This is a genomic window from Alcaligenes faecalis (assembly GCF_009497775.1).
Lineage (GTDB): Bacteria > Pseudomonadota > Gammaproteobacteria > Burkholderiales > Burkholderiaceae_B > Alcaligenes > Alcaligenes faecalis_D.
On sequence record NZ_CP031012.1, the window covers coordinates 1,552,388 to 1,564,933 of the forward strand.

Genomic DNA, 12,546 nt, shown 5'->3' on the forward strand with positions numbered 1-12,546 from the left:
ACTGCGCAGGATCACCCCGACTGCTGCCGTCGATATCCTTGTTGCGCCTGGCGGTGGGCTTGTGGCCCAGCGGCTCGACCAGATTGATTGGCGCGTTGTCCGGTCTGCCTTGGCAAACCGGCATCAAGCGCACGTTCCGAGTGTTTCTGCCATCCGGTAGCTTGCTTGCCGACGCTATCCGTGAGGGCTATGGCTTGGGCATACTGCCCGCGTGAAATAAGGCGCAGGTCCACTGACAACCGCAATGACAGATTCACCGCCTCAACTTCTTGTCGCATTTTGCGCAGAATGTCGGTCCGATCGTCTGAGGTGTTTGCCTCATAAACCCGCATGACCAGATCCATGCAGCGGCGGCGCAGTTCCGCGCCGAAATCCGCTTTGTAGTTCCTGGGCATGTTGGAGACCAACTGCGTGACGAGCTGACACAGTGAATAAGTGGCTTTGTATATTGCGGTGTCGGTGTGAAGTGCCATGCCTTTACTGCGGGCTGACGCCCGCTAAATAGTTAAATGGATGAAGCGACAATGCTGCGGAAAGGGCGGACACGGAACTCGCCGTACCGGAGGCTGCTGAACACGCTCCCGGTCTCGACACCGACCGCCCAGGGATAGTCATGGTGCTCAGAGCGGGACCAGTAAATGCTGTCCCAGCCCTCGCGCACAAACTGCTCTGGTGCATTGATGTAGGCCAGCATCAGATCCTCTTGCTCCGGCGCTCGCCAGTCGGTATGGCCGTTAATATCACCAACGTTTGCTACTGCCTTGTCCACGTTCTTGAACTCGACCTTTTCAATGTCAGATTCAATGCCCGCAGCAATGATGATGTGGTGGGCCGCGCCATCGATCAGGCGTTTGCCAATGTAAACGCCGCCTTGCTCGGGCCATCTTTGTCCGAGGTCCGGGGCGCGGGAAATGGTTTCATTGGTGCTCATTGGGTGGCTCCTGTGCCGAAGTAAAGGGGTAAAGCGTTAAATGGCGAATCTGCGGAAAGGGCGGACACGGAACTCGCGGTATCGGAAGTCGCGGTACACGAGCCCGAGCTCGAAATCGACCGCCCAGGGATAAGAACCACGCAGGCTGCTGGTCCAGTACCAGCTCGATTTCTCGAACAGGTCTGGCACGTTTGCCAGGGCAATCATCATTTCGCGCCGGGATGGCAGATAGAAATCACAATGGCCGTCAGCTTCGTAGTCGCTGGCCAGCTTGGCGGCAGGGTATTTGTCGCGCAGGGTGTTGGTATTGCTCAAGCCGTCCCAGTCGGACAGATCAAGGCTGCCATCTGGGCCCCAGGCTGCGGTCCCGACGTCCTTGGGTTGCGGGATGATCAGGCCGTACAGCACGCCGTCACCGCCTTGGATGTCACCAGCGTAGATACCTCCCTGACCGGCGAGGTATTCACCGATCTTGTGGCGACCTGGGGCGGGTGCAGTTGTTTGTTTCAGGCTGCCGATCAATTTCTCAGCAACTGTATGGGTAGGTAGCGCGAGCATGGCTCCGCCACCCAAATCGAATTGGACTGTGTTCATTGCTTGGGATTCCTTGTCGGGAGATTGCCCCGAAGGGCTGTTGGTAGGCGGCACGGCACTGAATCAAATCAGCGCTCTAGGCCGTGTCGCCTCAATTAAAAGGTATGTCGTCGTCCATATCGGCAAGGTTGTCCGACATAGGAGCGTTATTACGTGGAGCCTGTTGTTGCTGCTGTTGCTGAGGCGCTGGGCGCTGAGCACGTTGTGGAGCTGGTGCACCACCACCGCGGCCACCGTATTCGCCACCACCCATGCTGCCGCCGCCCATATCACCACCGTCACGGCCACCCAGCATTTGCATTTGCTCGGCAATGATCTCGGTCGTGAAACGCTCCTGACCATCCTGGCCCGTCCATTTACGGGTACGCAGGCGACCTTCTACGTAGACGGGACGGCCTTTGCGCAGGTACTCACTCGCGATTTCAGCCAGACGGTTGTAGAACACGACTCGATGCCATTCCACTTCCTCGCGGCGCTCGCCCGAGGTACGGTCTTTCCACTGCGAAGTCGTGGCAATGGAAATATTGCAGATGGCCGAACCTTCCGCGCTGTAGCGTACTTCTGGGTCGCGGCCGAGGTTGCCCACCAAAATGACTTTGTTGACTGAGGCCATTTATGCGGCCTCCAGCAGGGCGTCCCGCAGTTCGTGCTGATACTTGGTGACTGTCCGCTCAAACTCCATCAGATCGGATTCAAGTAAGTCGATCTGGTTGTCGTCGCGCTCGATGCGAATGATCTTCATGCGGCCTAGGTCATGAACCCACAAGACCAGATCCACCCATTTACGGCCGAGCAACCACATTGCACCATTGCATTGGTCTACGTAGGCGGCAATATCGCCGTTCACAAACGCGGTGAACAGAGTGTCGCTGCTGACCATCGTCTTGATCTCAATGATTCCGTCCTGGCCAACTAGACCGTCCACGCTAACCCCAAACAGGCGGTCAGGCGTCGTGATGAAACCGGCCTCGTCAACAATGTGCCCGGTCTTGCGCTCATAGACAGCACGGGCGTAGGGTTCTTGCTCTGTGCCAAGGCGCATAGCGCCGTTCACAAAGACCTGCATAGGTTCGCCGCCTTCACGCTCTCGGGCCACATCCATGGCGTAGTCCAAGCACTTCTTAGAAGGGGCTCCGCTTTTCAGGCGGTCGCGGCAGTCTTTGAAACGGCTGCCAGTTATGACGCCCTTGCGGGCCTGGAGCCATTCCGGGGTGCCCTGTTCGGCGGTGTGAATGATTAAGCCTTCCATTATTGAGCCTCCGTGAGCATCTTTTTCTTGTCCGATACGGCCTTTTTGAAGGCGTTGTAATCAGCAAGGTTGTTGGTTGCGTAAATGACGTTGCCGCCTTCCTGCCAGATGGTTTCCAACCGCTCCAGCGTTTCGGCTTTGGCCACTTCGCTGATCCAAGATTCTTTCAGTGCAGGATCCGCCGGCGCTCGGCCATCGGTGTCGTCGTCCTGCTCGGACAAGCCGGTAATGGCCTTCAAGGTGTAGCGTTCCAAGTAGGTTTTGGTACTGGCGCGGGACTGAATGGCGTTGCGGCCTGGGCCAGTATCTGGCGGCCCGCCCATGCTTACACTTTCTTGGTGGCCGCCAACGTGCCGCAGGTAGCAGGTGACCTCCATCCAGTCTTTGTCATCCTTGGTCAGCTTCCAACTGGACGAAAGCCCGTGCTTGGATAGGGCAGGGGTGACTGCATTTACAACGTCATGCAGTTCGGCGTACTTCTGATTCTTAAGCGGGCCATCGGAACGGGCCTTGCCCTTGATGATTGTGACTGACTCGGCCTTGAATGCAGCGAACGCCTCGTCATAAGCTTTCTTGGCCTGTGTTGCGTTGTAGCGATCCTGCAGGTCCATCATTTGTCCGATTTGCTCAGGGCTCATTCCAGACTGTAGGGCGGCGATTGCCATGGCCATCGGTGACCCGGCTGGGGCGGGGGCTGCGGTAGCAGCCTGTGGGGCTTCAATGATTTCTGTGCTCATGATGTCCTCAATTAATACTGGATTCGGATAGCCGGGATCAGGCCCTTGGCGATCAGAATGACGGCTTGCTTGGCGCACTCGTCGGGCATGCCGTTTTCGATGAAGGCAGCCAGGGCGGCATTGTTGATGCTGGCCTTGTGTGCGATATCGGCCTCGCGTTTCTGCTGTGCAGCTTCTACTGCCGCCTTTTCGTCGGCCTGGCGCTTGATTTCCCCCTGGCGGGCGGCTTCGGCGGCATCCTTGGCGCGTTGCTCTGCGGCCAGCTTTTCAGCTTCGGCTCGGGCCTCAGCTTGTTTCTGGCGTTCGATGGCTTCGGCCCGTTCCCGCTCAGCCTGTTCTGCGGCCGCCCTGGCATCGGCTTCACGTTTTGCGGCGGCATCCCGTTCAGCCTGGGCTTTGGCTTCCGCGTCGGCTCGGGCCTTCTCAGTCGCTTGCCGGGCAATCTCGGCTTCGCGGTCTTTTTGCTCCTGCTCGGCCTGCTTGCGGCGTAACTCGGCCAGTTCCGCCTGTTCGGCTTCGTACTTCTGGCGTTCAGCCAGGGCTGAGTTCAGGATTTCCAGAGCCTTGGCTTTGACCCGGTGGGCCTCGGCTTCAAACTCTTCCCAAGCCTCGTCCATCACCACAGACTCAACCACTGCGATGCGCTGGCGCAGGGATTCAACATCAAGCCCACCGACTTCTCGGGCTTGATCAGCCATACCGTCCAGGTCGGCACGGTGTAGCGCTACCCGGCTGGCCTCTGCTTCTTCCCATTCCGTCAGCGGCTTGCGTACCTCGTCGGCCAGTGCGTCCAGCGTTTCCCGCATGCGCTTGCGTTCAGCGTCGATCAGCTTGGGGATTTCCTTTAGCCGGTCCACCTGCTCTTTGCCCAGGCCGTCCAAGGCGGTTTTGATCTTGCGCACCTTGAACGCTCGGCTTGCAATCGCGTCACGACCTTTCTTTGTTTTCAAGTCCGATTCGTGCCCAGTCACTTCCTGGCGGATGCGCTCAATGTACGGGTCCAGGCCGTTCGCTGTTTGGTAGATTTGCAGTGCTGTTTCTACTGGGGGGAGTTCCGTCAACTCTAAAACTTCGTTCATGTCATGCTCCAATCGCTCGGGCCGCCAGAGTCGGGCCGAAAAAAAGCAGTCCGCAGACTGCTATGGCAATGAGTAGGGTGAGGGGCCAGCCCCACGGAGGTGTGCTGCTATTTGGTGCGTAGCATCCCCGTCCGTCGAAAGGGTTACGGCGACGAGTGCGGGGGAAGCCGGGGTTTTGGCTATGAGGCATCAGGCTCTCCTTGGCTTCGTGCGCGTAACATGGCGTCGGCCATCCGATACGACCATTGAGCAACATCGTTAATCGGCGTGTCATTGGGATTCGGGTTTGCCTGCCAGCCCTGCATTGCCTTGGCCGCGAAGTAATCACGCAAGGTCATGCCGTCGCAAGGAGCCATTCCTTGCCAAGGCTCCCCTGGGTTAAGAGGAACAGGAAACGCTGGTCCACCATCTTTAATTGGCTCTGTCATGGCTGTCTCCAGATACTGATTACTTCTGAAATTAGGTAAGCAAAGCCCATGCAGCCAAAAACGATGGCGAGCACTGTGACTATGCCGAGAATGAAAGCAGCCAGGTCTAGCACGGCAGCGCCTCCAGTTCCTGCGTGGTCATGGCGTCATGACTGGCGTCGGCCCAGCTTTGAATGAGTGCTAGAAGATGCGCGTTCAGGCCGTCCCGATATACGGGGTCATGATTCAGAACACTCTTCACAAATGGCCCGATTGCATCGGATTTCTCATAAGCGATCATTTGGTCGTTCAGCACTTCCAGCAGATCGGCCCGTGATTTCAGGTTTGCTGGTGTGGGAAAGCCCCACGACATCAGCACTGAGGTGGTGTCGCCTTTGAGGCAGTTGCGGATCTGCTCCGCGATATAGGCGCGGCGGCGCTCCGCCAGCTCGTACGCGTCTATCTCACGCATAGCAAAAGCGTTCATGTTTAGCTCCGGGGATTGCGCCGAAACCCGGCGCTTGAAAATAGGAAGAGGGTTAGCTTGTGGCCACCACCTTCACGTCCGGTGCGCACCGGAGCGGTATTGGTGGAGTTCCAGAGTTCTATGCCCTCTGATAGCAGCCCTTGATCGGATAAAGCACCGTTGCTCGGACTTCACACGTATGGAGGGGTTGGGGTTTGCTGCCGTCGCTAACACGACAGCCAAGGACCGCTATCAGAAGGGATTGATGGTCCGGCATACCCTGCCGGATGGGGCCTGAGCCTGATTGCTCCAAAACCAGCTTTGCAGGCATTGAACTCTCCGGCTTCGCCGGAAAATACTGAATTGCTAAATGGACAATCTGCGGAAAGGGCGGACACGGAACTCGAGGAGACGGTTGCTGATGCTCACGCCACCGTGCTCGAAATCGACCGCCCAGGGGTAGCTGCCTCGCTCGGTGCTGGTCCAGTGATATTCCTGATCAAACAGGGCTTTGGCATGCACTAAAGCAACCATCGCCTCGTCTTTGGTCGGCAGGCGCCAGTCAAGAAAGCCACCGCCTTTGTAGCGGGATGCCTCCACCTTGGCCGTTTCCCATTCATGGCTGCCCAGGGATTCTTTGGCTGCAATCAGGTGCACCAGTTGTCCATCTTCAACCATGGGGCCAACGTAAATACCGCCTTGCAGCTCGGAGCCGATGGCGGCAGGTAGGCCTGCAGGCGCTGCAACCGGCTCTTCGTTTGCCAGCAAAGCCAGCAGCTTAAGCAGCGGTACAGCCAAGGTCTGGCCGGGGATCTGAATGTTCACGCTCTGTGTCATGCCTGTTCCTTTTCCTGTTTGTCATGCTTGCCCGGGAAATCGCTGGGCCAGCGCATTGGTTTGTCCTGCTGTTGCATGTCTATCTCCTATTTATCCGTCAGCACCCTGAGTCAAGATGCTGGTGGATAACCGCTGCGCTCCTGGCTACTCCCAGCCAAGCTGGCTCCAGGTAGCGCAACGTACTAAATCCCCACGTCACGGGTTGTCCGTCTCACTCTTTATCAGGGGGTGTGGGGATGCGCCCTGGGCCTAGCCGTGCACGTTCGCACCATTGGCCTGTTTATCGCTTTGCTGATTTTTAAAGAGCCTCCGCCTTAGCGGGCGCAGCCTTTGCTGCTGGCGCTCTCTCTAACTGCCTTGGTTGGGCTTTGGCCTAAACCGGCTGTTTGGTGAAGCGTTAGATGAATTACACCAAATGGTGAATTGATTGTCAACACCAAATGGTGAAATTGCGGGCAAAAAGAAACCCGCCGTAGCGGGTGTTGGTTTTATGTGGGCTATTCCCTTGAGTCTTTCCCTCTAGGGATGCTCAAAAAACCTCGGACGATCCATCCTACGATTGTTGATAGGGCATATATCGAAATCAAGAAAATCCCTATTATCTGTAGATTTTCTTTTCTAGCATCCCAAACGCCCTTCGATCTCAACTTCTCAATATCACTGCGCAGATGACCCATGAGGCGAGGGTCGGTTAAGGCCGCGACCCTTAAGTCTCTATTATTCGGCCCCAGAAGAACACCCACAAAACACCCTGTCAAAAATACGCCCTCCACTGGACTTTCACGTCCATAGACTGACTCGGAGACGCTATAAATAGGGCATTTCTCTACCAGTGCGGGCTTATATCCGCTCTCAAATTTAATGAATGCCGCGGATGAAACACCTGGGTAGATAGTGAACCAAGCACCAATAGCCGCAACCATCGCCATCGTAATAGTCACAATGCGACGCGCACCCTCAAATACATTGAATTTCGCTTTCATTATTACGGCCTTTTAACCCTCTCCAAATACCTTGAATTGCATAGGCAATGCTCTCAATACGCGCCCAACAATCCTGGTTTCATATGGTCTTTCTGACCAGACCCAGGGCGGGTATCTGTCATTATCAGACGTGACTATTATCTCTTTTCCTGGCCGAGATAAGCGTTTGCAAACCAGATCATGATCATGGACAAGTAGGTAGATCCCTTCTGATGTGTATTCATTGATAGATGTGTCTACAAACAACAGGTCATCTGGAAGGATAGTCGGTGTCATGGAGTCCTTGGTGGCCATGATGATCTTCACTGACTTGTTTTTGTTTGTTGTGCCAAGAAGCCTTTGGGCCACGCCAAGCGGCATAGCAATCGTCGAAAGAACGTCTGGCACATCTTCGTTTCTTATTCCTGGGCCACAAGCAGCCTTGATGTCCAGCCTTTCGAAAATGGCATCATCGCCATTGGTCGAGGGTGCGTTCGATACCCGTGCCATCGGCATATCTTTTAACGGTATGTCCAACCAGCCCGCATCCAAAGTCTCATCCCACTCTTTCTCCATTGCGCGGGCCACCTTTTCACCAAACGATTTACGACCAGCAATCATGTCGCTGATCTGAGTTGGTGATCTTTTTGTGCGCGCTGCAACAGTAGATGAGCCGAACTCTGCTGCTAGAGCGGCTAAGTTTTTCCTGCGGATTTCAACAGTGCTGTCCATCTCGTGATTACAGCACGCAGGCACCAATTGGTGAATTCCCCATTTGGTGTTGTTTATGTTCACCGAATGGTGTATTCTCGAATCCATGGAAAAGCTCAAAACATACCTCATGAATTTGCCGGTCATTGAACGCGAAGCTCTTGCGCTTCGCTGTGAGACTACTTGGCCGTTCTTGCGAAACATCGCATATGGGTACCGCAAAGCGGGTGAAAAGCTCAGCGCCATCTTGGAACTGGAGACTTGCGGCGCCGTAACCCGCCGCGACCTACGCCCAGACGACTGGCACCGAATCTGGCCCGAGCTGGCTGAGAAGGAGCATGTATGACCGATGAACAGCGACTAGCTGATATAGCAGCGCGGCAGCGGGCTGCATACGACCAGACACGCAAAGACATGGACCCATATCGAGATATGGGGACTAAAGCTCTTAGCCGACTCGGTGAACTGCTGCAGGAGGCTTGGCTTGAATCCCAGCGAACCGGGATCCCTTTGAAGACGGGCTTTGACCGTGAATGGGTTATTGCAGCCCTGATTCGGGCTTCGTCTTTGCGTCTATTGGAATTTGATACGTCCAAGGGGCTCCGGGTGCCGATGGCTGACGGACATGTTCTGTATCTAGCACTAGGGTACGAAGCCCCTGACCGTGAGTCGGGTGCTGAATTGTCTCCAGCATCAGCAGATAGCGGCCCTTCGACATGAGCAGGTCGTATATGCGTGGCGGTGTTCGTTCTCCATCCACGCGAATAGGCACCAGGATTTTCCCGATTGGCTTGTTTTCGTCTTCGCCCATGAAAGGCTCCTTTCTCAAGAAGTTGGTTTGTGAGATCTCCAATCATACGAGAAAGGAGCCGGGCTTCACTCAGTGCGTGACGCATGGCGACTCTGAGGCCTCAAACGCTCGGTTGTCCTGCTCATCACACAGACGCGCAAACAGTTGCATGACTGTCTGTTGCGTTGGTTCTTCAAAAGTACGCCGTGCGATGTCTTCGGCGGTAGTCAAGATTTTTTCAGTTTCGGTCATTTGGATGGCCTCGTTTTAATTGGATGTACTCGATGAACACAGAAACAGTATCGGGCGAGCGGCGCGAAAGCACACGCAAGAACGGTGCACGGATTCAAGCACTGATCATGAGCCGACTTGCAGAGGTAACGCAGGCCCGTGCATCGGCTTGCATTGGCGTGGACCCAAGCACGGTTAGCCGTTGGGTCAAGGACGACCTGGACTCAATCTGTCTTCTGTTGGCTGCTTTAGGTTTTCAGGTTTCTCGGACCACATCGATGGTGGTTGACCGCGACGAACTCAAGTTTATGAAGCGCGTTGTGGCCAAGTACTTCATTGCTGAGCTTGAGCGAGAAGAGGACTGATATGCAGATCGTAAATAGTGATGAGTCCTTGCAGCGCTTTTTTGGCGACGTGCGCAGTCAGTACCAGGCGCATCGCTACCTGCGAATTTCAATCAAGACCGGCAAGGCCCGTACACAGCCCCAGAACGACATTACTCATGTCTGGTATGGGCAGATAGCGCGTGAGCTGCCTGAGGATGATTCACTGGGCTGGCGCTGCTACTGCAAGCTGCATCACGGCGTACCGATTCTGCGGGCCGAAGACGCCGAGTTTCAAGGCATGTATGACTCGATCATCAAAGGCCGGAGCTACGAAGAGAAGCTGCTGATGATGAAGTATTTACCAGTGACATCGCTCATGAATCGAAAGCAACTGAGCGCATATGCCGAGGCTGTGCAGGCTGATTTCCGAGAGCGTGGTGTGTTTCTGGTGTTTCCGGAGGCTGGCAAATGAAGATGGCATGGAACAGCACGCTCAAAGCTCCCACAAAACCGATGGCCCGTAGCGCCTGGAAGAAATCCGCACCAAAGAAGCGCGTATGGCACGACAAGTCCTATCTGGATATGTGCCGTGGGCAGCCTTGCTACCTGCTGGTGCCAGGCGTGTGCTGGGGCGCTGGCGGTATCGACTCAGTAGTGCCTTGTCATTCCAACCAGGCCAAACACGGCAAAGGGATGGGCATCAAGGCAAACGACAAATTCACGGTGCCGGGCTGCATGCCCTGTCACCAATACATTGATCAATCTGGCGCGCCTAAAGCAGAGAAGTTTGCTCTTTGGGATTCCGCTTACGCCAGCTGGGCGCCTATTCGAGATGGAGTGAAGGCATGAGCACGATCATCATGTCCGAGTGCTGGCCATTGCAGGGTATGACACCTGCTCAGAAGGCCGTGCTTATATCCCTGGCAGACAACGCAAACGACCAGGGCGTGTGCTGGCCATCTGTTGAGAGCATCGCCGCGCGCACCTGCTTATCTGAGCGCTCTGTACAGAATGCCATCAAGTGGTTGATTGATGCTGGTGCATTGCAAGCCCAGCAGCGCCAAGGCCGTTCCACTGTGTACACCGTCACCCCCGCAGCATTTGCACCCCCGCAGGAAATGCGGGGCGCAAATAAAGACGAAACCCCCGCAAATAACGACAGAACCCCCGCAGCATTTGCACCCACCCCCGCAGCAGCTGCACCCAGAACCGTAAAGGAACCATCAAGGAACCGTAAGGAACCGCAAAAGAAGATAAGCGTGGAGGTGCCCGGCTGGCTGGATGCTGATGCATGGTCGATGTGGGATGAGTTCCGAAAACAGAAATCCGGTAAGGCCTGGACGGATGCTGCCAAACGCCTTTCTCTGCGGACCCTGGAGAAGCTGCACGCTGATGGCCACGACCCAGCGGCTGCTATCGAGCAGAGCATTGAACGCGGCTGGACTGGAATTTTTCCTGTGAAGGACTCAGTGCAGGCCGGGCATAGCAGCGGCGGATTCGACCCGCTGGCCTACGTGAACCGCAATCGAAAACGCCCAGGAGGAAACGACGATGTTATCGACGTGTGAAGCGCCAAACCAATGGCTGATGGCCCACGCCAAGCTGGAGGGTATCAGCCTGATGGATCACCTGTACAACCGCTTGAACGGCATTTACCCGAACAAGTTCCGCTCGAACTTCAAGGATATTCAGGCCATCCAAGACTGGAAAGAAGCCTGGGCAGAAGCGTTTGACGAAGAGGGCATTGCCCCGCAGGACGTAGCCTTGGGCATCAAGAATTGCCGCCGCATGTTCGACTGGCCGCCGAGCCTGCCAGAGTTTTTGCGTGCATGCCGGCCGCATTTGGAAGCGGATGTGGCGTTCTTTGAAGCGGTACGCGGTATGCAGGCCCGAGCAAAGGGAGAAGTAGGCGCATGGTCACACCCGGCGATCTTTCACGCTGCTATTGCGGTCGGGCAGTACGACATGATGAACCAGGCTTACCAGCAACTGGAGAACCGCTGGAACAAAGCACTGGCCAGCCAGCTTGCGTTGGGCGTTTGGGCTGACATACCAGCTCCGGCTCTTGCCTTGCCGTCGCCTGTGGACACAAAAGAAGTGCGCGCTGAGGGGCAGAAGAAAGTGCGGGAGCTGGCACACCAAGCATTCAACCAGAAGGGCAAGGATCAGAAAGGCTGGGCGCGGAAGATTCTGGACAACCAGAAAGGCCGATCCCCGACTGTTCTGGCCATGGCCCGCGCTGCGTTGTCGGAGGCTGCATGATCGAGATCCGGTTGCCATGGCCAAACAAAGGCCTAAGCCCAAATGCACGCCTGCACCACATGGCGCTGGCAAAGCTGAAAGCCGCATACCGGCAGCAATGTCGCCTGTTGGCCAGCCAGCATAAACAGCCGGTGCCGGATAGCCCGGCCTTGGTGCTGGAGTTCATGCCGCCAGATAAGCGTAGGAGGGACCGGGACAATCTGCTGGCATCGATGAAGTCGGGTATTGACGGCGTTTGTGATGCCCTGGGGGTGGATGACAGTGCGTTTGACCCGTTGGTAGTGAGCATGAAAGAGCCTGTGCTTGGTGGCGCTGTGATTCTGAGGATCCAGGAGGTCTGATGAGGCAATACGACGCTGATTCGATTTTGTGGAACTGGGCGCGGTGGTGTGGTCAGGGGCCTACTGTGGGGAACATGGCCCCGCACTACGCCGACGACGATAACGCCGAGAGGGTGGATGTGCGCCAGGCTGAGCAGGTGGACCAACTACACAAGACCCTGCCGCAGCCTGAGCAGATGATCGTTATTGCCGAGTACCCGCAGCGTAATGGCAGGTTTGAGGGGATGCATGCACAGCAGCGCAGAGAAGCAGCCCAGCGATGGATCAAGAGCGTTACAGGTGTATGGGTCAGGGAAGTGGAATACAGGCTGTACCTGGGCCTGTTCAGGGATTTGGTGTGGAGGGAGTTGGGATGAAGTATGCGAACGAGGTCATTTCTCTTATGGGGGCGCATCCCGGTCGCCAGTTTCGGATGGCTCAGATTGTCCGGCACGTCACAAAAGCCCAGGCGGTGCCACCCGCTACCCGACAAGCTATCAGGGTAGGAGTGCGTCGGGTACTTGAAAGCCTGATAGAAAATGGTCAGGTGATTCAGATCAAGGAATCTGAAACATCGTCTCTGTATTTCTGGCACGTAAAACTGATACATGGAGTTGGTGCAAACTGCTACGCCAACTGATACA

Annotated in this window: 22 protein-coding genes; 9 read left to right on the top strand and 13 right to left on the bottom strand. The window is 55.9% G+C overall.

Annotation, left to right across the window (positions count from 1 at the left end; all coding sequences use genetic code 11):
- Positions 1–11: 11 nt before the first annotated feature.
- From DUD43_RS07170 to DUD43_RS07225, 12 genes are all read right to left on the bottom strand, one after another.
- Positions 12–473 (bottom strand): four helix bundle protein, encoded by a 462-nt coding sequence (locus DUD43_RS07170; RefSeq protein WP_153229726.1) that lies wholly within the window; start codon positions 471–473, stop codon positions 12–14.
- A gap of 32 nt (positions 474–505) precedes the next feature.
- Entirely contained in the window at positions 506–931 is a 426-nt protein-coding gene (locus DUD43_RS07175) for a DUF1566 domain-containing protein (RefSeq protein ID WP_153229727.1), read from the bottom strand.
- Between the two features lie 36 nt (positions 932–967).
- Entirely contained in the window at positions 968–1,525 is a 558-nt protein-coding gene (locus DUD43_RS07180) for a DUF1566 domain-containing protein (RefSeq protein WP_153229728.1), read from the bottom strand.
- 91 nt (positions 1,526–1,616) lie between these two features.
- Positions 1,617–2,138 (bottom strand): single-stranded DNA-binding protein, encoded by a 522-nt coding sequence (ssb, locus tag DUD43_RS07185; RefSeq protein ID WP_153229729.1) that lies wholly within the window; start codon positions 2,136–2,138, stop codon positions 1,617–1,619.
- Positions 2,139–2,774 (bottom strand): lambda exonuclease family protein, encoded by a 636-nt coding sequence (locus DUD43_RS07190; protein ID WP_153229730.1) that lies wholly within the window; start codon positions 2,772–2,774, stop codon positions 2,139–2,141.
- A complete protein-coding gene (locus tag DUD43_RS07195) occupies positions 2,774–3,511 on the bottom strand; it encodes an ERF family protein (RefSeq protein ID WP_153229731.1) in 738 nt (245 codons plus the stop codon). The genes DUD43_RS07190 and DUD43_RS07195 overlap by 1 nt, the downstream gene beginning before the upstream one ends.
- A gap of 11 nt (positions 3,512–3,522) precedes the next feature.
- Entirely contained in the window at positions 3,523–4,590 is a 1,068-nt protein-coding gene (locus tag DUD43_RS07200) for a hypothetical protein (RefSeq protein WP_153229732.1), read from the bottom strand.
- A 179-nt stretch (positions 4,591–4,769) separates the two neighbouring features.
- Positions 4,770–5,018: a hypothetical protein gene (locus tag DUD43_RS07205; RefSeq protein ID WP_153229733.1), complete on the bottom strand. Its 249-nt coding sequence runs from the start codon at positions 5,016–5,018 to the stop codon at positions 4,770–4,772.
- Between the two features lie 106 nt (positions 5,019–5,124).
- Positions 5,125–5,484 (bottom strand): hypothetical protein, encoded by a 360-nt coding sequence (locus DUD43_RS07210; protein WP_153229734.1) that lies wholly within the window; start codon positions 5,482–5,484, stop codon positions 5,125–5,127.
- Positions 5,485–5,829: 345 nt separating this feature from the next.
- Complete coding sequence (locus tag DUD43_RS07215) at positions 5,830–6,300, bottom strand: DUF1566 domain-containing protein (protein ID WP_153229736.1); 471 nt, start codon at positions 6,298–6,300, stop codon at positions 5,830–5,832.
- A 497-nt stretch (positions 6,301–6,797) separates the two neighbouring features.
- A complete protein-coding gene (locus tag DUD43_RS07220; protein ID WP_153229737.1) occupies positions 6,798–7,283 on the bottom strand; it encodes a hypothetical protein in 486 nt (161 codons plus the stop codon).
- A gap of 12 nt (positions 7,284–7,295) precedes the next feature.
- Positions 7,296–7,994 carry a S24 family peptidase gene (locus DUD43_RS07225; protein ID WP_194273457.1) on the bottom strand — a complete coding sequence of 233 codons (699 nt, stop codon included), beginning with the start codon at positions 7,992–7,994 and terminating at the stop codon, positions 7,296–7,298.
- 55 nt (positions 7,995–8,049) lie between these two features.
- On the opposite strand from DUD43_RS07225, the gene DUD43_RS07230 reads away from it, so the two are divergent.
- Positions 8,050–8,319 (top strand): YdaS family helix-turn-helix protein, encoded by a 270-nt coding sequence (locus DUD43_RS07230; protein ID WP_228125929.1) that lies wholly within the window; start codon positions 8,050–8,052, stop codon positions 8,317–8,319.
- A 192-nt stretch (positions 8,320–8,511) separates the two neighbouring features.
- Here DUD43_RS07230 and DUD43_RS07235 read toward each other — a convergent pair whose 3' ends face one another.
- Entirely contained in the window at positions 8,512–8,784 is a 273-nt protein-coding gene (locus DUD43_RS07235) for a hypothetical protein (RefSeq protein ID WP_153229740.1), read from the bottom strand.
- 263 nt (positions 8,785–9,047) lie between these two features.
- Between DUD43_RS07235 and DUD43_RS07240 the strand changes: the two genes are divergently transcribed.
- The 8 genes from DUD43_RS07240 to DUD43_RS07275 are packed head-to-tail and all read left to right on the top strand — an operon-like array spanning position 9,048 to position 12,542.
- Positions 9,048–9,359, top strand: coding sequence for a CII family transcriptional regulator (locus tag DUD43_RS07240; protein WP_153229741.1), 312 nt, complete (start codon positions 9,048–9,050; stop codon positions 9,357–9,359).
- A 1-nt stretch (position 9,360) separates the two neighbouring features.
- A complete protein-coding gene (locus DUD43_RS07245) occupies positions 9,361–9,792 on the top strand; it encodes a hypothetical protein (protein ID WP_153229742.1) in 432 nt (143 codons plus the stop codon).
- Positions 9,789–10,169: a nuclease domain-containing protein gene (locus tag DUD43_RS07250; RefSeq protein WP_228125930.1), complete on the top strand. Its 381-nt coding sequence runs from the start codon at positions 9,789–9,791 to the stop codon at positions 10,167–10,169. The genes DUD43_RS07245 and DUD43_RS07250 overlap by 4 nt, the downstream gene beginning before the upstream one ends.
- Complete coding sequence (locus DUD43_RS07255; RefSeq protein WP_153229743.1) at positions 10,166–10,888, top strand: helix-turn-helix domain-containing protein; 723 nt, start codon at positions 10,166–10,168, stop codon at positions 10,886–10,888. The genes DUD43_RS07250 and DUD43_RS07255 overlap by 4 nt, the downstream gene beginning before the upstream one ends.
- Positions 10,872–11,582 (top strand): replication protein P, encoded by a 711-nt coding sequence (locus DUD43_RS07260; protein ID WP_153229744.1) that lies wholly within the window; start codon positions 10,872–10,874, stop codon positions 11,580–11,582. Before DUD43_RS07255 ends, DUD43_RS07260 begins: the two co-directional genes overlap by 17 nt.
- Positions 11,579–11,923 carry an endodeoxyribonuclease RusA gene (locus DUD43_RS07265; protein ID WP_153229745.1) on the top strand — a complete coding sequence of 115 codons (345 nt, stop codon included), beginning with the start codon at positions 11,579–11,581 and terminating at the stop codon, positions 11,921–11,923. The genes DUD43_RS07260 and DUD43_RS07265 overlap by 4 nt, the downstream gene beginning before the upstream one ends.
- Positions 11,923–12,279 carry a hypothetical protein gene (locus DUD43_RS07270; protein WP_153229746.1) on the top strand — a complete coding sequence of 119 codons (357 nt, stop codon included), beginning with the start codon at positions 11,923–11,925 and terminating at the stop codon, positions 12,277–12,279. The genes DUD43_RS07265 and DUD43_RS07270 overlap by 1 nt, the downstream gene beginning before the upstream one ends.
- On the top strand, positions 12,276–12,542 hold the full coding sequence (locus tag DUD43_RS07275; RefSeq protein WP_153229747.1) for a hypothetical protein: 267 nt from the start codon (positions 12,276–12,278) through the stop codon (positions 12,540–12,542). Before DUD43_RS07270 ends, DUD43_RS07275 begins: the two co-directional genes overlap by 4 nt.
- Positions 12,543–12,546 lie beyond the last annotated feature (4 nt).